Annotated in this window: 27 protein-coding genes; 13 read left to right on the top strand and 14 right to left on the bottom strand. The window is 70.9% G+C overall.

Translation table 11 applies throughout. The features are described from left to right. Positions 1 to 29: 29 nt before the first annotated feature. From ABZU76_RS36415 to ABZU76_RS36425, 3 genes are read right to left on the bottom strand one after another with little or no spacing between them, the layout of a single operon-like run. Entirely contained in the window at positions 30 to 1,217 is a 1,188-nt protein-coding gene (locus ABZU76_RS36415) for a cytochrome P450 (RefSeq protein WP_354878113.1), read from the bottom strand. 39 nt (positions 1,218 to 1,256) lie between these two features. Further along, positions 1,257 to 2,402, bottom strand: coding sequence for an FAD-dependent oxidoreductase (locus ABZU76_RS36420; protein WP_354878116.1), 1,146 nt, complete (start codon positions 2,400 to 2,402; stop codon positions 1,257 to 1,259). Continuing rightward, entirely contained in the window at positions 2,399 to 2,596 is a 198-nt protein-coding gene (locus ABZU76_RS36425) for a ferredoxin (RefSeq protein ID WP_354878119.1), read from the bottom strand. Before ABZU76_RS36425 ends, ABZU76_RS36420 begins: the two co-directional genes overlap by 4 nt. Positions 2,597 to 2,841: 245 nt before the next feature. On the opposite strand from ABZU76_RS36425, the gene ABZU76_RS36430 reads away from it, so the two are divergent. The 3 genes from ABZU76_RS36430 to ABZU76_RS36440 are packed head-to-tail and all read left to right on the top strand — an operon-like array spanning position 2,842 to position 4,998. After that, positions 2,842 to 3,387: a TetR/AcrR family transcriptional regulator gene (locus ABZU76_RS36430; protein WP_354878122.1), complete on the top strand. Its 546-nt coding sequence runs from the start codon at positions 2,842 to 2,844 to the stop codon at positions 3,385 to 3,387. Beyond that, positions 3,384 to 4,127 (top strand): SDR family oxidoreductase, encoded by a 744-nt coding sequence (locus ABZU76_RS36435; protein ID WP_354878125.1) that lies wholly within the window; start codon positions 3,384 to 3,386, stop codon positions 4,125 to 4,127. Before ABZU76_RS36430 ends, ABZU76_RS36435 begins: the two co-directional genes overlap by 4 nt. Positions 4,128 to 4,137: 10 nt before the next feature. Next, on the top strand, positions 4,138 to 4,998 hold the full coding sequence (locus ABZU76_RS36440; protein WP_354878128.1) for an ABC transporter substrate-binding protein: 861 nt from the start codon (positions 4,138 to 4,140) through the stop codon (positions 4,996 to 4,998). Positions 4,999 to 5,045: 47 nt separating this feature from the next. Here ABZU76_RS36440 and ABZU76_RS36445 read toward each other — a convergent pair whose 3' ends face one another. Both ABZU76_RS36445 and ABZU76_RS36450 read right to left on the bottom strand, forming a co-directional pair. Further along, positions 5,046 to 5,696, bottom strand: coding sequence for an NAD(P)H-dependent oxidoreductase (locus ABZU76_RS36445; RefSeq protein ID WP_354878131.1), 651 nt, complete (start codon positions 5,694 to 5,696; stop codon positions 5,046 to 5,048). A 21-nt stretch (positions 5,697 to 5,717) separates the two neighbouring features. Next, the gene (locus ABZU76_RS36450) at positions 5,718 to 6,410 is read right to left on the bottom strand and encodes a DsbA family protein (RefSeq protein ID WP_354878134.1); all 693 of its coding nucleotides are present in this window, start codon (positions 6,408 to 6,410) and stop codon (positions 5,718 to 5,720) included. A 110-nt stretch (positions 6,411 to 6,520) separates the two neighbouring features. Here ABZU76_RS36450 and ABZU76_RS36455 point away from each other — a divergent pair, with 110 nt between their 5' ends. Continuing rightward, positions 6,521 to 6,955: a helix-turn-helix domain-containing protein gene (locus tag ABZU76_RS36455; protein ID WP_354878138.1), complete on the top strand. Its 435-nt coding sequence runs from the start codon at positions 6,521 to 6,523 to the stop codon at positions 6,953 to 6,955. A 31-nt stretch (positions 6,956 to 6,986) separates the two neighbouring features. Here ABZU76_RS36455 and ABZU76_RS36460 read toward each other — a convergent pair whose 3' ends face one another. Next, on the bottom strand, positions 6,987 to 8,174 hold the full coding sequence (locus tag ABZU76_RS36460) for an MFS transporter (protein ID WP_354878141.1): 1,188 nt from the start codon (positions 8,172 to 8,174) through the stop codon (positions 6,987 to 6,989). A gap of 120 nt (positions 8,175 to 8,294) precedes the next feature. Between ABZU76_RS36460 and ABZU76_RS36465 the strand changes: the two genes are divergently transcribed. Then, complete coding sequence (locus ABZU76_RS36465; RefSeq protein WP_255638418.1) at positions 8,295 to 8,615, top strand: transcriptional regulator; 321 nt, start codon at positions 8,295 to 8,297, stop codon at positions 8,613 to 8,615. A 20-nt stretch (positions 8,616 to 8,635) separates the two neighbouring features. Here the strand turns inward: ABZU76_RS36465 and ABZU76_RS36470 are convergent, their stop codons facing one another. Then, positions 8,636 to 9,073, bottom strand: a complete 438-nt coding sequence (locus tag ABZU76_RS36470; protein ID WP_354878144.1) for a helix-turn-helix domain-containing protein — start codon at positions 9,071 to 9,073, stop codon at positions 8,636 to 8,638. Positions 9,074 to 9,152: 79 nt separating this feature from the next. On the opposite strand from ABZU76_RS36470, the gene nthB reads away from it, so the two are divergent. From nthB to ABZU76_RS36485, 3 genes are read left to right on the top strand one after another with little or no spacing between them, the layout of a single operon-like run. Then, a complete protein-coding gene (nthB, locus tag ABZU76_RS36475; protein WP_354878147.1) occupies positions 9,153 to 9,818 on the top strand; it encodes a nitrile hydratase subunit beta in 666 nt (221 codons plus the stop codon). Continuing rightward, complete coding sequence (nthA, locus tag ABZU76_RS36480) at positions 9,815 to 10,411, top strand: nitrile hydratase subunit alpha (RefSeq protein ID WP_354878150.1); 597 nt, start codon at positions 9,815 to 9,817, stop codon at positions 10,409 to 10,411. The genes nthB and nthA overlap by 4 nt, the downstream gene beginning before the upstream one ends. Continuing rightward, entirely contained in the window at positions 10,408 to 10,749 is a 342-nt protein-coding gene (locus ABZU76_RS36485; RefSeq protein ID WP_354878153.1) for a nitrile hydratase accessory protein, read from the top strand. Before nthA ends, ABZU76_RS36485 begins: the two co-directional genes overlap by 4 nt. A 7-nt stretch (positions 10,750 to 10,756) precedes the next feature. On the opposite strand, the gene ABZU76_RS36490 is transcribed toward ABZU76_RS36485, so the two are convergent. From ABZU76_RS36490 to ABZU76_RS36505, 4 genes are read right to left on the bottom strand one after another with little or no spacing between them, the layout of a single operon-like run. Continuing rightward, on the bottom strand, positions 10,757 to 11,956 hold the full coding sequence (locus ABZU76_RS36490; RefSeq protein WP_354878155.1) for an ABC transporter permease: 1,200 nt from the start codon (positions 11,954 to 11,956) through the stop codon (positions 10,757 to 10,759). Next, positions 11,953 to 12,639 (bottom strand): ABC transporter ATP-binding protein, encoded by a 687-nt coding sequence (locus ABZU76_RS36495; protein WP_354878158.1) that lies wholly within the window; start codon positions 12,637 to 12,639, stop codon positions 11,953 to 11,955. The genes ABZU76_RS36490 and ABZU76_RS36495 overlap by 4 nt, the downstream gene beginning before the upstream one ends. Continuing rightward, on the bottom strand, positions 12,636 to 13,808 hold the full coding sequence (locus ABZU76_RS36500) for a peptidoglycan-binding protein (protein ID WP_354878161.1): 1,173 nt from the start codon (positions 13,806 to 13,808) through the stop codon (positions 12,636 to 12,638). Before ABZU76_RS36500 ends, ABZU76_RS36495 begins: the two co-directional genes overlap by 4 nt. Beyond that, positions 13,798 to 14,334, bottom strand: a complete 537-nt coding sequence (locus ABZU76_RS36505) for a hypothetical protein (RefSeq protein WP_354878164.1) — start codon at positions 14,332 to 14,334, stop codon at positions 13,798 to 13,800. Before ABZU76_RS36505 ends, ABZU76_RS36500 begins: the two co-directional genes overlap by 11 nt. A gap of 130 nt (positions 14,335 to 14,464) precedes the next feature. Here ABZU76_RS36505 and ABZU76_RS36510 point away from each other — a divergent pair, with 130 nt between their 5' ends. The 5 genes from ABZU76_RS36510 to ABZU76_RS36530 all read left to right on the top strand — a co-directional run bounded on the left by ABZU76_RS36510 (position 14,465) and on the right by ABZU76_RS36530 (position 19,614). Continuing rightward, on the top strand, positions 14,465 to 15,151 hold the full coding sequence (locus ABZU76_RS36510; RefSeq protein ID WP_354878166.1) for a response regulator transcription factor: 687 nt from the start codon (positions 14,465 to 14,467) through the stop codon (positions 15,149 to 15,151). After that, on the top strand, positions 15,141 to 16,916 hold the full coding sequence (locus ABZU76_RS36515; protein ID WP_354878169.1) for an ATP-binding protein: 1,776 nt from the start codon (positions 15,141 to 15,143) through the stop codon (positions 16,914 to 16,916). Before ABZU76_RS36510 ends, ABZU76_RS36515 begins: the two co-directional genes overlap by 11 nt. Positions 16,917 to 17,044: 128 nt before the next feature. Continuing rightward, entirely contained in the window at positions 17,045 to 17,977 is a 933-nt protein-coding gene (locus ABZU76_RS36520; RefSeq protein WP_354878172.1) for a VOC family protein, read from the top strand. Positions 17,978 to 18,002: 25 nt separating this feature from the next. Beyond that, positions 18,003 to 18,845, top strand: a complete 843-nt coding sequence (locus ABZU76_RS36525; protein ID WP_354878174.1) for a fumarylacetoacetate hydrolase family protein — start codon at positions 18,003 to 18,005, stop codon at positions 18,843 to 18,845. A gap of 82 nt (positions 18,846 to 18,927) precedes the next feature. Next, entirely contained in the window at positions 18,928 to 19,614 is a 687-nt protein-coding gene (locus ABZU76_RS36530; RefSeq protein WP_354878177.1) for a GntR family transcriptional regulator, read from the top strand. Between the two features lie 50 nt (positions 19,615 to 19,664). Here the strand turns inward: ABZU76_RS36530 and ABZU76_RS36535 are convergent, their stop codons facing one another. The 3 genes from ABZU76_RS36535 to ABZU76_RS36545 all read right to left on the bottom strand — a co-directional run bounded on the left by ABZU76_RS36535 (position 19,665) and on the right by ABZU76_RS36545 (position 22,572). Beyond that, complete coding sequence (locus ABZU76_RS36535) at positions 19,665 to 20,246, bottom strand: NAD-dependent epimerase/dehydratase family protein (protein WP_255638416.1); 582 nt, start codon at positions 20,244 to 20,246, stop codon at positions 19,665 to 19,667. A gap of 131 nt (positions 20,247 to 20,377) precedes the next feature. Further along, positions 20,378 to 20,782 carry a nuclear transport factor 2 family protein gene (locus ABZU76_RS36540; RefSeq protein ID WP_354878179.1) on the bottom strand — a complete coding sequence of 135 codons (405 nt, stop codon included), beginning with the start codon at positions 20,780 to 20,782 and terminating at the stop codon, positions 20,378 to 20,380. Continuing rightward, the gene (locus ABZU76_RS36545; RefSeq protein WP_354878182.1) at positions 20,779 to 22,572 is read right to left on the bottom strand and encodes an FAD-dependent monooxygenase; all 1,794 of its coding nucleotides are present in this window, start codon (positions 22,570 to 22,572) and stop codon (positions 20,779 to 20,781) included. The genes ABZU76_RS36540 and ABZU76_RS36545 overlap by 4 nt, the downstream gene beginning before the upstream one ends. Between the last annotated feature and the right edge of the window lie 166 nt (positions 22,573 to 22,738).

The raw sequence follows: 22,738 nt of genomic DNA on the forward strand, positions 1-22,738 counted from the left end.
GAATGGCCTTGGCGCGCAATGGGATTTAGTCACGCGAGGTGGACGGTGACCGGCAGCTTCGCGAGCGTGCGCGTGCAGTTGTTGAGCTTGCGCGTCGGCTCGCCGGTGAGCTCGAAGCGGGCCACGTGCTTGGCCAGCGCCGCGAGCGCGGCGTGACCTTCGAGCCGGGCCAGTCCCTGGCCCGCGCAGCCGTGGGTGCCGTAGCCGAAGGCGAGCTGGTCGGCCGCACCGCGCCGGATGTCGAAGCGGTCGGGATCCGGGTACTGGCGCTCGTCTCGGTTGGCCGAACCGTAGAGGAGCACGACCCGGCTGCCGGCCGGCAACGCCAGACCGTCCACTTCGTACTCGCTCCGCGTGACGCGCGCGAAGAGCTGCACGGGTGACTCCATGCGGAGAACTTCGTTGAAAGCACTGGGAATCAGGCTCGGCTCCGCGCGCAACAGGTCCCACTGGTCCGGGTTCCCGGCGAACAGCTCGACGGCGCTGGCGAGCGCGCTCACGGTGGTGTCGAGGGCGGGGATGCTGTAGCCGGCCATGAGCGGCACCACGGCCTCGTGGGGGATCTCGCCCCGGTCGGCCGCCTCGTGGATGGTCGTCGCGAAGCCGCCGGGCAGCATGCGGTCGCGCGTGCAGGTGTGCTCGAGCCAGTCGAACATCTCCTGCATCTTCGGCAACGCGTCGGTCATCCGCCGGTTCTCGGGCCCGACGGCGTTGAACGTCTGCTCACCCCAGTCCAGCAAGCCTTCGCGGCCTTCGTGCGGGAACCCGAGCAGATCGAGCACGATGGACACCGGGATCACCTGCGCCAGGTCGGTGACGGCGTCGAACGTGCCGCGCTGGGCCAGCTCGTCCACGTGCGCGCCGACTTTCCGTTCCACCTCCCCGCGCAGTTCTCGCAGCGCACGTGGGGAAAGCCGTTCGCTCAGCACGTTGCGCAGCGCGTCGTGGTGCGGCGGGTCCGACGCGATGATGGTGCCGGTGAGGGCCTGGTTGAAGATCTCGTTGAGCCCGACGCCGTCGGCCGAGGAGAACGTCTCCCAGTCGGCGAGTGCTTCCCGCACCTGGGCGTAGCGCGCCACGACGTGGACGCCGTAGCGGGCCAGGTGCACGATCGGGCCGGCGTCGCGCAGCTGCCGGTAGAGCGGGTAGGGGTCGGTGAGGGCTTCGTCGGTGAACAGGTCGACATCACTGGACTGGACGGCCGATCGTGTGGGCATGACGTATCACCTTTGATTCGACAGGTACACGGAGGCGGATCAGCGGCCGGCGGGCCGCGACAGTTTCCGGAGCTTCACCACGGACACCTTGTGGTTCACGCTGGCCGACACCACCGGTTCACCGGCGTGGTGCCACTGCAACAGAGCGCTGCGCTCGGCCAGGGATCCTTCGAGGACAACGGGATCCCCCGCGATCGGGGTCGGCCCGCAGACCTTGACGTTCAGGCCGAACGCCTCGGTCCAGAAGTATGGCGCCGGCTGGTGCGCCGGGGCGGCGTCGCCGCGGACCAGAGCCGCGGCGGCCGTGCGGGCCTGGTCGATCGCGCTCGCCCACTGCGGGGTGCGGCGCGGGCCGGCCGAGGACCCGAACGCGACGACGTCGCCGGCCGCCACGATCCCCGGCCCGACGCGGCACCGCTCGTCGACGTGGACGCCGCCGTCGGTCGTGATCCCCGAGCCGGCCAGCCATTCGACGTTGGGCCGGCACCCGGCGGCGGTCACGACGAGATCGGCCGTGAGCTCGCCGCCGTCGGCCAAGCGGGCCCCGGTGACGCGGTCCTCGCCGAGCAGTTCGACGCCGCCGGGTGAGATCACGAGCCGCACGCCGTGGTCGAGCGCGGCCGTGGTCAGCAGCTCGGTGAGGAACGGTCCCAGCGAACGCATGAGCGGCGGTTCCCGGTCGACCACGGTCACGTCGAGCCCAAACCCTCGGCACGCCGAAGCGATCTCCATCCCGAGGAAACCGGCGCCGACGATCAGCACGCGCGGCCGCCGTTCGAGCGAGGCCCGCAGCGCGAGTGCGTCGTCGAGGGTGCGGAGCACGACTTCGCCGGGCGTTCCCGGCGCCGCGAGCCGGCGGGCCCGAGCTCCGGTGGCGATCACGAGGTCCTCGAACGGCACTCGCTCACCGTCGGCGAGCACCACGTGCCGGTTGCCGAGGTCGAGGCCCGTCGCCCGCGCGTGCGTGCGCACCACCACGTCGTCGGGGAAGCCGGGCAGGGTGACGGCCTCGGGCGGCTCGGCACCCTTCAAGACGCTCTTGGACAGGGGCGGCCGGACGTAGGGCTGGTGCGGCTCCTCGCCGAGCAGCGTGATCCGCCCGGCGTAGCCCTCCTGGCGCAGGGCGCCGATGGTGGTCACCGCGGCGAGCGAACCGCCCACCACGACCACACCGGGCCCGGTCACCGCTTCAGCCTCAACGCGGCCACCGGGCACAGCCGGACGGCGGCTTCGGCCCGGTCGCACTGGTCGTCGGGCAGCTCGGCCTGGAGGATCTCGAGCTCCCCCTCGTCGTCGAGGCGGAACACCTCCGGTGCCGACTGTTCGCAGAACCCGTAACCCTCACAGCGATCACGCTCGACCTCGACACGAATGCCCATCGGTCTGCTCCTCGAGTGCGTGCGGTTCGTTCCTTCTGATCCGCGCTGCCCGGTAGCGGCGATCGGCCGGCACCCGGGTCGGCGCCGACTCCGGAGTGCTCCGGACGTTAATCAGGGGGAGGGCCGTCCGGCATCGCTGTCAGGCGCACGGAGCTGTCCGCTGCGCGCACACCGGGTGCTCCCGCGCTGACAGACCGGCCCGCGGCGCGATTCGATTGACCAGTCGATCAAGAGAAGGGAGCCGCATGACAGCGCAGGCCCGGACGAGCGATCGGAAGGCACGCGAACGAATCGTCGACGCGGCGCAGAAGCTTTTCGCAGCACACGGGTACGCCGCGACCGCGACGGCGAAGGTGGCCGCCGAGGCGGGCGTGCCGACCGGCTCGGTGTTCTACTACTTCTCGACCAAGCTGGAGCTGCTGCTCACGACCGTGCGCGAACGCGCGTACAGCGGCACGCTCGCGGTGCCAGCCGGGGCCACCGTCGGCGAAGTGCTCGCCGCGGCGGCCGCCCAGCTGGCCGAGGTGTTCGAGCGGCACCGCGACTCGCAGGTGATCGTGTTCCGCGAAGCCGGGACGCAGCCCGAGGTGCGGGCGGCGGCGCTGCGGCTGATCGAGTCGTCGACCGGTGATGTCGCGCGGCTGCTGGCCGCCGCGCCGGACGCGCCCGACGAGAGGTCGTGCACGACGATGGCCCGGCTGCTCGTGTCGAGCTTGTTGCTGGACAACTTCTTCTCCCGCGACGCCACCGGTCCGGTCGCCACGGCCGAGCTCCTGGCGGGTGCCCGATGACGCGTGTCGCCCTCGTCACCGGGGCGAGCCGGGGCATCGGTGCGGCGACCGCGCGGCTGCTGGGCGAGCGGGGTTTTCGCGTGGTGGTGAACCACCGCGACAGCGCCGAGGAAGCCGAGAAGGTGGCCGCCGAGATCGCCGAACGCGGTGGGGAAGCCGTCGTGATCCGCGCGGACGTCACGGTGGCCGACGACGTGGCCGCGATGACCGAGCAGGTAGAACGGCGGTGGGGCGGGGTGGACGCACTAGTCCACAATGCACTGACGCCGTTCGCGATCACCTCCTACGCCGAGCTCACGTGGGAGCAGCTCGGCGGCAAGCTCGACCGCGAGCTGCGGGCTGCGTTCCTCGTGACCAAAGCCGTGACGCCGGGCATGGTCGCGCGCGGCTACGGCCGGCTCGTGTACCTGAGCACCGGGCTGTCCAAACGCCCGCGCGAGGGCATGATCACGCTCGGCACCGCGAAGGCCGCGCTCGACCAGTTCGTGCGGTTCGTGGCGCAGGAGCTCGCGCCGCACGGTGTCACCGCGAACCTCGTCGCACCGGCCACAGTGGACGAGACGACCGGCATCCGGCGCCTGTCACCGGAGCGCGTGCTGCGGCTCGGCGCGGCGACGCCGATGGGCCGGCTCGTGCGGCCCGGCGAAGTGGCTCGCACCATCGCGTTCTTCGCCGGCGACGAAGCCGGCTTCACCACCGGAACCTACGCGCCCGTCAACGGCGGCGCCGCAATGGACTGAGAGGTTTGCGTTGCACACCATCGATCTGGCTTACGTAGGGCGCGGGATCCACGAGGAGCTCGTCGCGCACGTCGCGGACCAGGAGGGCTACTACGCGGACGAAGGCCTGCACGTCGCCATCCGCGACGGCATCGACTGGGACATCCGGCGGCTGCGCGGCGCCGCCACGATCGGCCTCGGCCGGGCGGTGCTGTCGCGGCTGACCGACGGCATCGGCTGGACGATGCTCAGCGTCAACACCCACCGGCCGCTGTTCTGGTTCCTGGGCCGGCGCGGCCTGGAGTCCCTCGAAGACCTTCGCGGCCGCCGGCTCGCCGTGCACGCGGGTTTCACCGCGCCCGGGTGCTTCGCGCGGATCGTGCTGCGGCGCCACGGGCTCGACCCGGACCACGACCTCACGTGCGTCGTGCGCCCGCCCGGCGACTACGGCATGGACCTGCGGATGCTGCGGGAAGGATCGATCGACGCCGCGTACGTGGGCAGCACTCTCGCGCCCGAGCAGGTCGCCGAGGAGGAAGGCCTGCGCGTGCTGGCGTGGGTCGGTGACCATTTCCGCATCCCGACCGTCGGGGTCGCCGTGGACCCCGCGCACCACTCGCCCGAAAGCCCCGCGGTGCAGGGCCTGGTCCGGGCGAACCGGCGGGCGCTCGCCACGATCGCCGCACGACCGGACCTCGCCGTCGACTACCTCGCGTCCTTCCTGACGCGGCTCACGCGCGCGGAAGCCGCGCGGCACTTCGACAAGTACGTGGGCCCGTATTTCTCCGCCGACGGCCACGTCGACCTGGAGGTGGCCCAGGAAGCCGTCGACGCGGTCGCGACGGAGCTCGGGGTGGCGACGCAGCCGGCGGCCGGGATCTACCGGTCGTGAGGGGTGTTGGCCGCGGTCGGCGGTGGCGTTGAGAAACCAGCCGGTGGCTACCCGTGACGGACCGGTTGGTTGAGCTTCTCGGCGTGCCGGCGGGCGAGGTCGTGGGATGCGGCGAGGGACTCCTTGTGCAGGTGCAGCAACGGACGCAGCTGGTCGACGGTGGGGGCGAAGGTCAGCTCCGGCGTGATGAAGTGCACGTCGAGTCCGAAGAGGACGGTGTCGCTGAGGATGGTCCGCAAGGCGGGCACGAGGTAGTCCTTGCCGTGCTGGGGCGCGCCCGGGCCGTAGCCGCCGCCGCGGGCGGAGACGACGACCGCGGTGCGCCCGGCCGTGGGTGCGGCGCCCGGGCCGAGCCCGATGGTGCGGCCGGGAACCATGACCTGGTCCAGCCAGGCCTTGAACACCGACGGGATCGAGTAGTTGTACATCGGCACCGCGAACAGGTAGGTGCTCGCGCCGAGGAACTCCTCGACGAGCTCGTCCTGCAGTGCCGCCGCTGTGGCCTGTTCGGTGGTGCGGTCGGCGGGCGCGGTGGCGCGCGCCGTGATGCCGGCGGCGTCGAGGTGGGCGACGGGGCTGTGGGCGAGGTCGCGGGTCACGACGTCGCCGGTCCAGGTCTCGGTGAAGGTGTCGGCCACACGCCGGGAAAACGAGGTGTCCGGGGTGGCGGAGGCGTTGACGCGCAAGAGGTACGACATGGTCTCTCCAGAGGTGAAGTGTCAGGCGGACGGAGCGGCGCAGCCGTCGGGCGCGCACACGTCGCCCACGCCCAGTGGCGTGGGCCGGCGGGCGTCCCAGGCTGTTCGCAGTGCCGACACGAGGTCGTCGGTGGAGACCGCGCCGGCGAGCGCGTGGGTGCCGCCGAGGACGAGGAAGGGCGTGCCGCGCGCGCCGAGCCGCTGGGCCATCTCCTGGTCGGCGAGCACGCGGGCGCGGTAGCGGTGGCTGTCCAGCGCGTCCGCCGCGGCGTCGACGTCCAGGCCGGCCTCGGCGGCGAAGTCCAGGACCTCCGCGCGCGTCCAGAGCTTGCGGGCGTGGCCGAAGTGCGCCCGGAACATCGCGGTCCAGATCTCGGCACCGCGGCCCTGCTCGGTGGCGAAGGCGAGCAGCTCGTGCGCCAGGTCCGTCGGCCCGAGCGTGCGGTCGAGGACGTGATACGGCGTGAGGCCCTCGGCCTGCGCGAGGAGTTCCAGCGGCCGCAGGACGTCGTGCTCGACCTGCGGAACGCCGTGCTCGACCAGGAGCTGCCGCTGGCTGACGCCTTCGCGCGGCAGGTCCGGGTGCAGCTGGAACGAACGGTGCACCACGCGCACCTCGGCGCCGTGCTCGAACCGCTCGAGCGCGGTGTGCAGCCGGTGGTCCATCAGCCCGCAATACGGGCAGACGACGTCCGACCAGAATTCGACGTCCACTGTGGTCCCTTCGAGATCCGCTTTCCACCGATGGTGCAACAGATTCGAAGGGCTTACAAAAGGCACATCAATGTGCGTGACCAGGCCGGACGGCGAGCTACTCTGGAGGGGTGAGAACTGTGGGAACCGACGTGCGGCTGAGGGTCGCGCAAGTGCCCGAGCCCTGCGTGCACTGGGCGAACCGCGACGCGGACTTCGTGCGCGAGGTGCTCGACCTCGTCGGTGACAAGTGGAGCGTGCTGCTGCTCGGCACGCTCACGAGCGGCCCGCTGCGCTACTCGGACCTGATCGCGGCTGTGCCGGCCATTTCACAGCGAATGCTGACCTTGACGTTGAAACAGCTGCAGCGTGCCGGGTTCGTCGAACGGACCTCGCACCCGGAGGTGCCCCCGCGCGTGGAGTACACCCTCACGGAGCTGGGTTCGTCGCTGCTCTCGGCGGTGCTGGCGCTGGGCACGTGGTCGACCGAGCACCAGGCGCGGATCCGCGGGAACCAGGTGGCGTTCGACGCGGTGGAGTCGCAGGAGGCCGAGAAGCCCGAGTGACCCCGGATGGTCGCGGGGTCACTCGGACTTCTCAGCGCTCGGCCGCCGTGGGAATCGGCGCTGCCGGGGCCGGCCGGCGAGTGTGGACGAACCGGGCCGACACGATAGACGCGACCAGGCCCAGCACGAGGAAGATCAAGCCGAACGGGCCGAGGTTGTAGGCGCCGAACGCGGCGATCCCCGCTGCGCCCGTGAGGCCCGAAGCGGCCGTCGCGAGGTAGGTGGCGGAGGCGTTGAGGCCGATGCTCACCGGCGCGTGCTCGGGAGAAACCTCGATCAGCCGGTGCTGCAGCGGCACCAGCGTCGCCCAGCCGCAGACACCCCAGACGAACAGTGCGACGGCCGCCGTCGCGAAGGTGCGGCTGCTGAAGGGGAGCAGCGCGAAGTCGATGCCGACGACCACGACCGCCACCGCGATGATGCGCTGGCCGGAGATGCGGTCGGTGAGGTGCCCGGCCGTCACGCTGCCGACGGTGGCGCCTGCGCCCCAGAGGAACAGCAGGATGGCGAGCGCGATGCCGTTGCCGCCGGTGGCCCGGTTGAACGACTCGCCGACGAAGGTGTAGTCGGTGAACAGGCCGGTGAACACCAGCAACGTCGTGAGCAGTGTGAAGCCGATGCGCGCGTCCTTCATCGTCGCCAGTCGCTCGCGCAGCCCGGCGACGTGAGCGGCGGGGATCGCGGGCAGGAGCACGGCGACGCCCACGGCACCCAGCGCGGCGAGCGCGGCGACGAACCACAACGTCGTCTGCCAGTTGGTCTGCGAACCGATCACGGTGCCGATCGGCGCGCCCAGCGCGGTCGCGGAACTGAGGCCGGCCATGACGACGGCGAGCGCGCGCCCGCGTTGGTGGGGCTCGACGAGGGACGCCGCCGTCGCGCTGGCGGTCGGGGTGAACATCCCGGCGCCGAGGCCCGTGATCACGCGGCTGGCGAGCACCAGCCCGTAGAGCGGCAGGGTGGCGGTGAGGACGTTGCCGACCGCCAGGATCAGCAGTCCGGCGATCAGCAGCCGTTTGCGCGGCCAGTGCGCGGTGGTGGCGGCGATGATCGGCGACGACACCGCGTAGGTGAAGGCGAACATCGTCACCAGGAGGCCGGTCGCGGCCGCGTTCGTGTGCAACGAGCGCGAGATCTCGGGCAGGATGCCCGCGATCACGAAGCCGTCCGTTCCCACGGCGAACGTCCCCAGAGCGAGAACGAGCAGGCGTCGGTACACGGGAGAATCCCTTCGAGGAAGGTTTGATGTACGTCAAACCATAAGAAGGTGAAACGGCTCGCGTCAAGGACGGTTTGATGAATCTGGTACCGTTGTGACTGAGGTCGCCGAGGAGGTGCTGTGGCTCGCTACCTGGAGGAACCGGCTGTCGCCGACATCCGGTTCGACGACGTGCTCAACGCGATCGCGGACGACGCGCGCATGCGTGTGCTGGTCACCCTCGCCGACGGCGAATTCCACCCGTGCGGGCCGGAAGGTCTGCTGGCCGCGCTGCACAAGTCGACGTTGTCGCACCACAAGAAGGTGCTGCGCGAGGCCGGGCTGACGCGGACGAAGCTCGAAGGCCGCAACTACTTCGTGTGCCTGCGCCGCGAGGATCTCGACGCGCGGTTCCCGGGATTCCTCGACGCCGTGCTCGCCGGGCTGGCCGAGGTGTACTGATCCGTCCGAAGTGGACGGTATTACTTGAGCATGCGCGTGTCGTCGGCGTGGATCGGCGTGCCGTCGGGTGTGACGTAGGTGAGCCGCGGGATCGGCTCTTCCGTCTCGCGGTCCACGAGCAGTACGTGGTCCTCGCCGGGTTCGTAGGTGTGATCCTGGCCCCACTGCCGCAGGCTCACCACCAGGTCGAACAGGTCCTCGCCGCGCTTCGTCAGCACGTACTCGCGATAGGCGCTGCCGTCCGACGCCGGTTCGACGGACAGCACACCGGCGTCGACGAGGTTGCGCAGCCGGTCGGTGAGGATGTTCTTGGCCACCCCGAGGTTGCGCTGGAACTGCCCGAAGCGGCGGATCCCGTCGAACGCGTCGCGGATGATCAGCAGCGACCACTTGTCGCCGACGAGGTCCACCGTCCGCGCCACGGGGCACCGCGGGCTCGTCCACGTGCGCTCGCTCACCGCGGCCACCTCCGGTTGCTGTTTGAAACCACCCTGGCTAGTCTGGTTGCAGTTTACTACCGGTTGGAGAGGTGGTGTCTTGGAAGGGATCGCCGACCTGGGCGGCACCGAAGGCTGGGGTCCGGTGCATCCGCCGCGGCGTGACGAGCCGGTGTTCCCAGAACGCTGGAACGCCCGGGCTTTCGCGCTGGGCGCGCTGGCCTGGCGCGCGGCCGGCGCCAACCTCGACGCCTTTCGCCATGGCCTCGAACGCCAGGACCGTGACGCATACCTCGGCGAAGGCTACTGGGGCCGCTGGCTCAACGCCGGTGAGCTCGTGCTGCTCGACAGCTCACTGCTGGCGCCCGGAGCCGTCGACGCGCGCGCTCGCCGCCTCGCCGGTGACCCCGTCGAAGAGCCCCCGATCCCCGAGCCGCACAAGCCCGGCTACGCGCCGACCGCCGAAGGTTCCTTGCGGGTCCTCGATGTGCCGCCCGCGTTGACGGCCGGCGACCGCGTGCGCACCAAAACGATGGCGCCGCCCGGGCACACGCGGCTGGCCAAGTACGTGCGCGGACACGTCGGCATCGTCGAGGTCGTGCAGCCGGCCTCGGTGCTGCCCGACACCAACGCGCACTTCGTCGCGGAGAACCCGCAGTACGTCTACACGGTGCGCTTCGCCTCGCGCGAGCTCTGGGGCGTGGACAGCGAGCCCTTCGACGTCACCGTGGACCTGTTCGAATCGTACCTGGAGAAAATCGCGTGACTGCTGAGGAAACCGCCGGACGGCCGTCGGCCGCGCTGCGCACGGAGGCGCTCGAACAACTGCTCGTCGAACGCGGCCTGATCGACCCGGCGGTGGTCGACCGGCTCATCACGACGTACGAGACGAACATCGGTCCGCTCAACGGAGCCAAAGTCGTCGCGAAGGCGTGGACTGATCCGGCGTACCGCGAACGCCTCCTGGCCGACGGCACGGCGGCCACGAAGGAACTCGGTTTCGGCGGGCCGCAGGGCGAGCACATCGTGGTGGTCGAGAACTCCGCGAAGGACCACAACGTGGTCGTGTGCACGCTGTGCTCCTGCTACCCGTGGCCGCTGCTGGGCTTGCCACCGAGCTGGTACAAGGACCCGGCTTACCGTGCGCGCGTGGTCCGTGAGCCGCACAAGGTGCTGTCGGAGATGGGATTGGACCTCGACGCGGACGTGCGCATCACCGTCCGCGATTCCAGCAGCGAGGTGCGCTGGCTGGTGCTGCCGGAGCGTCCGGCCGGCACGGAAAGCCTTTCCGAAGAAGAACTCGTCGAGCTCGTCACGCGCGACGCGATGGTGGGCGTCGCGAAGGTGGCGGCCCCGTGAGCGCGCCGCTGAGCGTCGACGGGGTCGCCGCACCGCCGCGCGCCAACGGTGAGCTGCTCTTCGCGGCGCCGTGGGAGAGCCGCGCGTTCGGGTTGGCGGTGTCGCTTTACGAAGCCGGCGCGTTCGACTGGCCGCGGTTCCAGGCCGCGCTGATCGCGCGCGTCGGTGCGTGGGAAGCGGATCGCGCCGGCGGCTGGAGCTACTACCACCACTGGCTCGCCGCGCTGGAGGACGTGCTCGTCGACACCGGTGCGGTGCCCGGCGGCGAGGTCGCCTCGCGCGCCGGGGCCCTCGCCCTGCGCCCGGCCGGGCACGATCACCCGCACCCCCATCCGTGACTGGTGGTCACGTCGTCGCCAGCGCCGCGGTCGGTGTGAGCCGCGAGGCGCGGACCGACGGGTAGACGCCCGCGACCACGCCGATCACGACCGCGCCCACCAACGCCCCGACGACCGCGGCCGGCGGGATCACGACCGGCCAGCGCTGGTAAGTCGCGTACGCGAGCGTCGCCAAGGCCCCGACCGCTACCCCCGCCAGCCCACCGATCGCTGACAACGTGACGGCCTCGGTGAGGAACTGCACGCGGATCTGACCGCGGTTCGCGCCGAGTGCGCGGCGCAGCCCGATCTCACGGCGGCGTTCCAGCACGGAGATGACCATCGTGTTCGCGACACCGATGCCGCCGACGAGCAACGCGACTCCGGCGAGTCCGAGGAACAAAGTGGACAGTGTCGCCTGCGTGGCCCGCTTGGCCAGCAGGCCGTCCGACGGCAGGCTCACCTGGACCAGGCCCGGCAGCTCCGGGTCCACAGTGGCCGGCAAGACCTTGCGCACGGCCTCGACCTGGGCCTCGTCGGCCTTCACGTAGATCACCGTCGGGCTGCCGTCGAAGTGCAGCTCGGCCTGCGCGGCCGCCCAGCCGACGAGCACGGAGCGGTCGATGTCCGGCGACAGCGGCGTTTTGTCGAGAATTCCGACGACCGTGAACCACGACCGCCCGACGTACACCTGCTGGGGCCGGGCGGCCTCGACGCGCGTGAAGCCGAGCCGGCTCGCCGCGACCGAGCCGAGGACGACGGTGGGGAAGCGTTCGTTGGCAGCGTTGAGGAACTGGCCCGAGCCGACGTGGGCGTTGATTGCTTCCGGCAGGTTCGGTTTGGCGGCCAGCACGGTGAGGCCGGAGTAGTCGTCGTCGAGGTCGTTGCGCCCGACCGGCGTGTTCGTGTTCGCGACCGCGCTGGCGACCGTCACCGGGCCGATCCGCTGCGCCATGGCGACGGATTCGGGCCGCAGCTTCACCGGAGGGTCCGACACGACGGGCGTCACCTGCAGGATGTTGGTGCCGAGCCGCGTGAGCTGTTCCAGCAGCGCCTGTTCGCTCGACGCGGGGATCGCCGTCACGAGGATCATCGTGGCGATGCCGATCGCGATCCCGAGCGCCGAGAGCACGGCGCGGGCGGGGCGCGTGCGAAGCCCGACGAGACCGAGGCGGAGCAGGTCGCCGGGAGCGAGCCGGACGACGGGGATCGGTTGCGCGCGCGTCATCGCCGGGCTCCGATCCGGGTGTCGGCGGTGACGCGGCCGTCGAGGATTTCGATCCGGCGTGGCAACCGCGCGGCGATGTCGCGGTCGTGCGTGATGATCACGATGGTGGCGCCGGCGCGGTTGAGCGTGGTGAACAGCTCCAGGATCGCCTGGCCGGTCGCGGTGTCCAGCGCTCCGGTCGGTTCGTCGGCGAGCACCACGGCCGGGTTGTTGACCAGCGCCCGCGCGATGGCGACGCGCTGGCGTTCGCCACCGGAAAGCTCGGTGGGCCGGTGGTCGACGCGGTGGGCCAGGCCGACCTGGGCGAGCGCCTCGAGGGCCAACGGCCGGCGCCGGCGGCGCGGAACCCCGGCATACAGCAAGCCGGTGGCCACGTTCTCGGCCGCGCTGAGGCCGTCGGACAGGTGGAACTGCTGGAAGACGAACCCCAGTTGCCGGCTGCGCAACGCCGACAGGCGGCGGTCCGACAGCGTCGTGACGTCGTGACCGGACAGCTCCACGGTGCCTGCGGTGGGGCGGTCGAGGGTGCCCATGATGTTGAGCAGGCTCGATTTCCCCGACCCGGACGGTCCGACCACGCCGACGAAATCACCTTCGCCGACAGTCAGGGAGACGTCGTCGAGCGCCCGCACACCACCGGGATAGGCAAGCACCGCGTGGCGGACGGCGAGTACCGGCGTCACGACGTGGTCACCACCTTCAGGCCCGCCGCGACGCCGGTGCCGGTGACCTCGACCATGCCCTTCGTGAACAGGCCGGTGGTCACCGCGAGCAGTGTGCCGTCCGGCTTTTGCAGCCCGTACCCGCCGCCGCTGAGCGCCAGCAGCGCCCCTATCGGCACGGCCAGCACGCCTTTGCGCGTCTCGCCGGTGAAGTTCACCTGCACCGGCGCCGGGTCGACGTGCTGCACCGTGGCGGCGTCGGTGGGCACGACCGTCACGGTCTGCTGCGCCGGCTGGCCGTCCGCCGGGTTGCCGGCACTGCGCGCGGGTGTCGTGGTGCTGATCGAGCCGATGGTCGCGTCCGCGGTGGCGCCGTCGGGCAGGACCACGGTGACCTGGCCGGATTTCTGGATCTGTTGTGCGTCACCGGGTTGCAGCGGCACGTGCACGACCTTCGTCGTCGATGCGACCGACAGCACGCCGTTGCCGGCGTCGTCGCCGAGCTGCGCGCTGGTGGCCGTGACGCGGGCTTCGCCGGCGAGCACCACGGCGTCGTCGGCGTCGAGCACGCCGGTGCGCGGGCGGCCGGTGTCCTGCTGCCAGCGGCGGATCGCGGCGGTCAAGGCCGGCGTGAGCACCGCGTCGTCCTTGCTCACGGTGTAGCGAGGTGCGGGACTGGCCGGGGCGTCGGAAGGCGGTGGTGCGGCCGAAGACGCCGGTGGAGCGGGAGTGCCGGCCGGCAGGTCGACGACGGTGCCCGCTCGCGGCTGGCTGCCGATGCGGTAGCCGAGCGCGGCGAGGTTGTCGGCGACCACCCGGACGTCGCGGCCGACCAGCCCCGGGGTGTCCAGGGCGCGGAACAACGGTGTGCTGCCGTAGAACACCGCCACCGCGCGGTCGTCCACGCGCATGAGCGTCGCGCCGCGCGACACGGTGGAGCCGACCGCAGGCAACCACGTCACGTGGCCTCCGCTGCGGCCTTTGACGGGGATTTCGTCGGCGTAGCCGAGGGTTCCCTGCAGGGTGACCGAGGACGTGAGGTCGGTTCTGACCACCTCGGCGGTCGCGGCGGCCGGGGTCGCGCTCGCCGGAGCGGGACCGTCGCCGGGCGATTGCAGGAGCACCACCACGCCGACGGCGACCACGGCGGCGCACACCGCCGCGAGCACCAGCCGGCGACTACCGCGCACCGAACGCCACCTTCTCGCAGTCGGCGGAGATGACCATGGCCTGCGCGATCGGCACGGATCCGTTCGGGTCGTAGGTGTAGCCGGTGGCGTCGATCTTGACCTCGATGCCGTGGGAGCGCATGCAGTTGGCGAGGTCGCGCATGCCGTCCTGGTAGGAGGCGGGATCCTTGCGTGCCAGGCGGTCCTTGAGGTCCTCGGGCTGCTTCGGCGCGCAGGCCTCGCGGGCGCCCGCGAACTTCGGGTTCGGGTTGTCGTGGTCGCGTTTGTAGTCGGGGATGCCGTGGTCGGTCAGGCACTGGATCCACAGCCGGGTGAGCCGGTCGCGTTCCGCCGGGTCGGTGTCGGGCCGGATCAGCGGCCGTGCGTCGTCGACGGACGTCGTCGCGGACGGACTGGCCGCCGAAGCGCTGCTCGGGAGCGCGGCCACGGACGGCGCGGAGCCGGCGCTCGGTGCGCCGCCGCAGCCGGCGAGGACCAGGGCCGCGGCGGCCAGTGCGGTCCCGGCCAGGAGGGGTCGAAGGGTCATGGCGGCGAGGATGACCGACAGATGTGAAGAGGATGTGGTGGCCGTGATCGACGCCGGGACAACCACGCGGAGCCGGGATACGATGGGTGCCTGCGATTCCCAAGTGGACGCGGGGGTGAGGAGAAACCGGGTGTGCGCCTACGTCCTGGTCGCCGAGGACGATGTGAAGCAGGCCGAACTCGTGCGGCTCTACCTTCGCCACGATGGCCATTCGGTGCAGCTGGTGACCGACGGGCAGGCCGCGCTCGACGAGGTTCGCCGCCGTCGCCCCGATCTGCTCGTGCTCGACCTCATGCTGCCTTCGGTGAGCGGTCTCGACGTGTGCACGAAGGTGCGGCGCGAGTCCACAGTGCCGATCCTGATGGTCACGGCGAAGTCCACTGTGAACGATCGTCTCCGCGGGTTCGACCTGGGTGCCGACGACTACCTCGTGAAGCCGTACGACCCGCGCGAGCTCGTCGCGCGGGCCCGGGTTCTGTTGCGCCGCGCGGATCCGGACGACCAGGGCGAGCCGCCGGTGCGCGTCGGCGACCTCGTGCTCGACCCGGCGCGGTTCGAGGTGCGCGTCGGCGACCGGCCGGTGGAGTGCACGGCCGCCGAGTTCCGCATCCTGACGGCGCTGGCTTCGGCGCCGGGCCGGGTGTTCAGCCGGGCGCAGCTCGTGGAACGGGTGTACGGGATCGACGCGTTCATCACCGAGCGCACGATCGACGTGCACATCAAGAACCTGCGCAAGAAGATCGAGGTGGATCCGCGCAACCCCGAGTACCTGCTCACGGTGTTCGGCGTCGGGTACAAGGTCCGTGATGGCCGCTGAATCCTCCTGGCAGCACAGCATTCGACTGCGTTTCCTCGCCGGCGGGGTGCTCGTCGCCGTGTGCGCGATCGCCGCCACCGCATGGCTCGCGGCGAGCACCACCACCGGCGCGATCCGGCAGGAGCAGGGCGAGACAGCAGCGAGCACTGCGTTGAGCTACAACGCATTGCTCGGTTACGCCGGCGGCCACGCGACGTGGACCGGTGTCGCCGACACACTGCAGGGTCTGCACCGCACGACCGGCCTCGACCTCGAGCTGGCCACGACGTCCGGCGCCCGGATCGCGGCCAGCGGCGACGGTGTGCCGGCGGACGAACGCAAGCTCGCCACGGTCGTCGACCCGCTCGCGGTCGACCCGGCGTTGCAGCCGGACGCCCCCGGCGACCGGATCGACGCGCGCGTGATCGGCCCGTTCACGCTGCCCGCCGCGGAACGGGAGGTGGTGCGCAAGCGCGCCGACGACGAAGTGGTGTGCGCGGGCAAGGTGCCCGCCACCGCGAAGATCGTCGAGACGGCCGGCGGACGCGTGTACGTCGAAGCAGATCCGAAGACCCGCCGGATCTGCGACCAGCTGGGTCTCGCGGTGACCGGCGGACCCGCCGCCGACGACGTGCTGCAGGACCCCACGCCCACCGAAACCGCGGCGCTGGGCGAGCTCAACCGGCTGTTGATTCCGTGCATCGAAGGACAGCAGGACCAGGTGAAAGCCGTGCTTTCCGCGTCGGGCAAGCTCGTGCCCGCGGCGGCGGTCTCCGATTCGGCCGGCTTCACCACGTGCCTCACCCAGGCGCGGCACCGGCAGCTCGCCCCCTACGTGGCTCCCGCGGCGTTGCTCTACGTTTCAGCTCCCGGCACTCCGGGCCCGACCGTGGTCGGCTTGCCCGCCGCGGGCGCGCTCCGGATCGTCGCCGCGGCCGTCGGCGTGCTCGCCCTTACCTTGCTGGTCGGCTTCTTCCTCGCCAACCGGGTGCTGCGGCCGTTGGGCACGCTCGCGGACGCGGCGCGGCGCATGCGGGGCGGCGATCGCACGGCCCGCGCCGACGTCGCGGCGAAGTGGGAGATCGCCGACGTGGCCCAGGCGTTCAACGACATGGCCGAACACGTCGAACGCACCGAGCGGCAGCGCACCGAGCTGGTCAGCGACGTCTCGCACGAGCTGCGCACCCCGCTCGGCACCCTGCGCGGCTGGCTGATCGCGACGCAGGACGGCCTCGCGAAGCCCGATCCGGCGCTGATCGAGTCGCTGCTGGAGGAGACGGAGGTGCTGCGCCACCTCGTCGACGACCTGCAGGACCTCGCGAACGCCGACGCGGGGGAGCTGCGGATGTCTCTCGAAGACGTCGACGCCGGCGAGGTGCTGCGCCAGATCGCGGCCGCACGCCCCGACGTGCTCGTCGCCGCGGTGTCCGGCGCGCTGCCGATGCGGGCCGATCGCGTGCGGCTGCGGCAGCTGATCGGCAACCTCGTCACCAACTCCCTGCGCCACTCGCCGCCGGGCGAGCACGTGGTCCTGCGCGGCGTCCGCGCCGGCGCCCGCGTCGAGCTTTCCGTGATCGACCGCGGCGCCGGCATCGCCGCCGAGGACCTGCCCCACGTGTTCGACCGCTTCTGGCGCGCGGACAAGTCACGCTCGCGCAGCACCGGCGGCAGCGGCCTCGGGCTGGCGATCGTCAAGCACCTCACCGAAGCCCACGGCGGCATCGTCACTGTCGCCAGCACGCCGGGCGCGGGCACGACCGTCACGGTTTCGCTGCGCGCCGGCTGACGAGGACCTGCCTCGCGAACGAGGGTGCCGTCGGTCACTGGGTTCAGCGACAGACTGGAAAAGTATCGATATTTTGCTACTCTAGCGATGAAGCCGTCGAGTCGTCCCGGACAGAGGAAGGCAAGCCGATGCCGCTGCATCGTTTGACGTCGATCACGCTGGGTGTGCCCAATGTGGACGCGACCGCTGGGTACTACGAGGACTTCGGCTTGACGCCGGTGGGCGAGAAGGCGGAGAACCGGTTCGCCACCGCCGAAGGGGGCGAGCAGCTGAAGATCACGCACTCGCCGCTGCGCCGGCTGGTGGAGCTGGGCGTGGGGGTCGACGACCCGGACGACCTCGACCGGATCGAGGCGAGCCTCGCGAAGCTCGACGTGGTCGGGAAGCGCGACGAGACGTCGCTGCGGGTGCTCGACCCGAACTCGAACACGCTGGTGGTGCTGGAGATCGCGCCGCATCTCGTGCAGGCGCCGGTGGAGCAGGTGCTCTACAACGGCCCCGGCCGGCCCTCGCGGCCCAACGGCCGCGCGCCCGGCGTGGAGCGCACGAACAAGGTGCGGCCGAAGAAGCTGGGCCACGTCGTGATCGGGTCGAAGGACCAGGACGCGTCGCAGAAGTTCTTCACCGAGGGCATCGGGTTCAAGGCCAGCGACCACGTCCCCAGCCTCGCGAGCTTCCTGCGCTGCTCGACCGACCACCACAACCTGCTGATCCAGAAGGCGCCCGTCGACTTCCTGCACCACACCGCGTGGGAGGTGGACGACGTCGACGAGGTCGGCCGCGGCGCCACCGAGATGCTCGAAGGCAACCCCGAGCGCCACGTCTGGGGTCTGGGCCGCCACCACATCGGGTCCAACTTCTTCTGGTATCTCAAGGATCCCGCCGGCAACTTCTCCGAGTACTACAGCGATCTCGACTGCATCGTCGACGACGCACTGTGGAAGCCCTCGGTCGTCGACGGCACCCGCGGCATCTACAACTGGGGCCCGCCGCTGCCGCCCTCGTTCATCAAGCCCGAAGACCTCGCCGCACTCATGACCGGCACACACAGCCCTCGCTGACCTTCTTCGCAGACAAGGAAAAACCATGCGCTACGGAAACATCAACGGCCGGGCCGCCCTGATCTCCGGCGACCTCGCCCTCGACGTCGAGAAGGCCAGCGACGGCTTGTTCGGCCCGGACCCCGACGGCGTCTACGAGAACTGGGCCGACTTTGCCGCGTGGGCGCGCGGGCAGTCCTTCGAGGACGCGGTGCCGTTCACCGACGTCGAGGTCGGCCCGCCGGTGCTGCGCCCCGCTCAGATCTTCGGCATCGGCCTGAACTACGACGCGCACGCGGCCGAAGCGGGCCTGGAGGCGTCGGTCACCCGGCCCGCGGTGTTCACGAAATTCGTCACGAGCATCACCGGCCCGTACGACGCGGTGCGGCTGCCCAGCGCGTCGGTCGACTGGGAGGTGGAGCTCGTGGTCGTGATCGGCAAACGAGCCGAGGGTGTGACCAAGGAACAGGGCTGGGACCACGTCGCGGGCCTGACGATCGGGCAGGATCTGTCCGAACGCGACGTTCAGCTCGCCGGCCCGGTGCCGCAGTTCTCGCTCGGCAAGTCCTACCCCGGCTTCAGCCCGATCGGCCCCGCGATCGTGACACCCGACGAGCTTGCCGACCGCGACGACCTCGCGCTGAGTTGCTCCGTCGGCGACGAGGTACTGCAGGACGGGCGCACCCGCGACCTCATCTTCTCGGTGCCGGCGCTGGTTTCGTACCTGTCGTCGATCCTGCCGTTGCTGCCGGGTGACGTGATCTTCACCGGCACGCCGGCGGGCGTGGGGATGGGCCGGGACCCCCAGCGCTACTTGGTTCCCGGCACCACGCTGGTCAGCGAGATCGACGGCATCGGACGGCTGCGCAACGACCTGGTCGCCGACTGAGGCCGGCCGCGGTCCCGGCTCACCCGGCCGGGACCGCCGTTACGGTCGTGAAATATCGATTTTATTGTAGAATGTTCGGGTGGTGACGAAACCTACTGCCAGCCGGACCGAGGAAGTCTTCGAGACGCTCCGGGCCGACCTCCTCGGCGGGCGCTTCGAGCCGGGGCAGCGCATGAAGTCCCAGGAGCTGAGCACGCGCTTCGGCGTGAGCATGTCCGTGGTGCGCGAAGCGCTGACGCGGCTGGCGGAGCAGGGACTGCTGGTTTCCACGCCACAGCGCGGGTTCACCGTGCGCCCGCTGTCCGTCGACGATCTGGCCGACCTCACGAAGGTTCGCGTGCAGATCGAGTCCCTGGCGCTGCGGCAGTCGTTCGAGCTGGGCGACATCAGCTGGGAGACGTCGGTGCTCGGCACGCACCACGCGCTGGAACGCACGCCGGTGATCCTCGAAGACGGTTCGTACAACGAAGGCTGGACGCTGGCCCACCGCGACTTCCACCGCGCGCTGCTGGCCGGCTGCGGAAGCCCGCGGCTCGAGGCGATCGCCACGTCGTTGCGTGACAGCGCCGAGCTCTACCGGCGCTGGTACTGGGCGCTGACCGACGACCACCAGCGCGACATCGCGGGCGAACACCGTCGCCTCAAGGACTTCGCGCTGGACCGCGACACCGACCAGGCCGTGGCACTCCTCGGGGCGCACATCGAACGCGCGCCGCAGGCGTTGATCGCCTACGCACAGGAAAACGGCTTGGACTCGTCGTTCGCGTGACTTTCCATGGATGACGCCGGCCGGGCTGACCCGGCCGGCGCTTTCCCGGATCAATCGACGATCGTCACGACACCCGTCGGCGCGTCGAGTGCTTCGACCGTGAGCTCGGCCGCGCGGTCGATGTGCACGCGGGGCTCGGCGGGCAAGGCACCTTCGTTGTAGGTGCCGGGGCCGTAGAACTGGCCGTAGCTCAGCACCACGCCGCCTTCGGCCAGCACCGACTGCTCGAGGTCCTTCACCGCGACGGCGTCGGGGCCGTCGGGCAGCTGCCACGCCACGCTCTGCGCGAGGATCTTCGGCGCGCCGGCCGCCCGCGCGGCCTCGATCAGGTTGTGGTTGCCCTCGGTGCGGATGCGGGCGTTGCGCTCGGCGTGTTCGCCGATCTTGGTGACGTCGTCGGGCAGGTCGGTGAGCTCGTTGAGCACGACGTCCGGCTTGAAGTCGCGGACGGTCTGCACGAGCGCGTCGCGGTCGAAGACGTCGCACAGGATCGCGACGGCGCCGAGGCCGATCAACGGTTCCATCTTGGCGGCCGACCGCGTCATGGCGCCGACCTCGTGCCCGGCCTCGACCAGCCGCGGGATCAGCCGCTGCCCGAGCACTCCGGAGGCGCCGGCGAGGAATACCTTCATCACTTCTCCTGGTTCTGGGAACTGTCTGACAGCAACCACGCTACGTGTCATGTGGCACGTGGCCGTGGTCCATTACTGCCCCAGAACCGTGGGCCAATCGGGCAATCCTCGCCGTCGGCCGTCATCCTCGGTCAGGGCCGCATGGCGGCCGAGACGTGCCAGGAGTCCTCGAACATCACGAACCGGCGGATGCGCCCGTCCACGCCGACCACGACGTGCACGGCGAAGAGCGTGTCCATCAGCTTGCCGGTGGCGCGCACGAGCACCGACGCCCGGCCGAGTACCACTGCGTCCTCGCCCTCGACGACGATGCGGTCGATGTCGAACGACTTGCGGTCGACGTGGTTTCCCATGTGCGCGAAGAACTCCTGCACCGCTTCGGGCGTGTTTCGCTTGCCCAGCCAAGGAACAGTCTCGGTGTCGCCCGGGATGTCCCAGTGGAAGTCGTCGGCGAGCAGGGCGACGACGCCGGCGATGTCCCCGGCGCCGACGTGCTCGTAGAACTTCTCGACGGTCGTCCGGGTCGGCGGGGTCACGAGCGGTCTCCTGTCTGATGGGGATGCAGCGGACGCACGGCCAAGATCCGGTCGAAATCGGCGCACAGCTTCGCTGCCTCGGGCGCGGACCACTCGGGTGCGCGCCAGGCGACGTGCCGATCAGGCCGCACGAGGACGGCGCCGCTCGTGCCGACCTCGCGCCGGTCCGCCCATTCGCCGAGCGGGTCGGCGAGGTCGCCGGGCCGGTGCCCACCGATCACGTGCACGTCGACGCGCACGCCGGTGCGGGTGGTGAGGTCGTCGGCCACGGTCTGCCACGCTTCGCCGCCGACGCCCGTCAGCAGCGCGAACCCCAGCCCGTCGACGAGGTCCAAGGTGGACAGTGCGTGGCCGTCTTGTTCCAGGCGGGCGTGGGGAACGCGGGCGCCGGGTGCGGTGGTCGGCACGTACTGGAGCACGGGGTCCGGCGGTTCCGCAACGGTCGGCAGGTCGTCGGCGACCAGCGCGCCCGTGGTGTACCGATAGCCGAGCTCGATGCCGTGGGCGTTGAACTGGCGGTCGGTCAGGGCCACGGCCTCCTTGAGGGCCAGGCGGCGGGCGTCGCCCTCGGGGCCCGGCGCGTCGAGCAGCTCCAGTGCGGCCCAGCCGTCCTCAGTGGACTGGCCGGGCGTGAAGCCGAGCGCCTCGTCGACGGCGGCGAGCTCCCCGAGGCTGGTGATGGCGCGCCGCACGCCCGCGTCGCCGACCGGCTGCCGTTCCTGCGAGTAGGTGTCGAGCAACCCCGGTCCCGCGTGGCCCGCCAGCACGAGCGCGAGCTTCCACGCCAGGTTGAACGCGTCGGCCACGGACATGTTCAGGCCGAGCCCGTTGGTCGGCGGGTGGCGGTGCACCGCGTCGCCGAGGCACAGCAGCCGGCCGGCGGAGTACGCGGTGGCGACCTGCGCGTTGACCTGCCAGCCGGCCACGCCCTTCACCTCGACGTCGAGCGCGGGGTCGCCGACGGCCGCGCGCACCCGCGCCACGAACTCGTCCTCGCTCCACTCCGCGAGCGAGCGCTGCGCCGGGTCGTGCATGAAGCACAACACGAACTCCTCGAACGGTTTGTGGCAGATCAGCCCGCCCAGCCGCAACGGGGGCAGCGGGCCGGGCATCACATTCCAGATCAGCACCCCCGGCCGGTGCGCCAGGTAGCGGGTGAGGTCGGCCTTGAACCACACGTTCACCGCGTGTGCCAGCCCCGCCGGGCCCTCCACGCGCAGGCCGGCGGTGGCGAGGACCTTGCTGCGCGCGCCGTCGGCGCCGAGCAGGTAGCGCGAGCGCACCACGTGCTGCTCGCCGGTGGTGCGGTCCACGAGCGTGCTGGTGACACCGTCTTCTTCGACGGTGGCCGACGCGAACTCCAGCTCGAACCGAATGTCGCTGCCCGCCTCGCGAGCGGCGTCGAGCAGCAGGGGTTCGAACACCGTCTGCGGGCAGTTGGCCATCGGCGCCGGGCTCGCCACGGCGTACTCGCCGGCGCGCGCGAGGCCGGTGCCCCAGGCTTCCGAGCGCGCGACCTCGCGCCCGGCGAGGCTCGTGACCCACAGGTTGTCGCGCATCAGCTCGTGTGAGGTCGCGACCGCGTGGAGGCGGTCCTCGACGCCGAGGTGGCGCAAGATCTCGACGGTCCGCTGGTTCACGATGTGCGCCCGCGGCGTGTGCGCGGTGCCGGCGTGCCGCTCGGCGACGAGGTGGCCGACGCCGTAGCGGCTCAGCGCGAGCGCCGTCGTCAGCCCGGCCGGACCGGCGCCGACCACGAGCACGGGGACCTCTCGCGGCATCGTCGGCATGGGTTTCTCCTTCGTCCCCGAGGGTTCCGGGCGGCGGTGCCCGGGCCTTCTCACTGAAGCAAGAAAAAGTCGTGAGGTCAACGTTCGAGCGATAGAACTCGATAATTTCGATAAAGTCTTGCCTTGACGATCGTGAGTGGCCGATACTCGGCTGACCGAGGCGTGA

It is taken from the genome of Amycolatopsis sp. NPDC005232 (genome assembly GCF_040607795.1).
In the GTDB taxonomy this organism is placed as follows: Bacteria; Actinomycetota; Actinomycetes; order Mycobacteriales; family Pseudonocardiaceae; genus Amycolatopsis.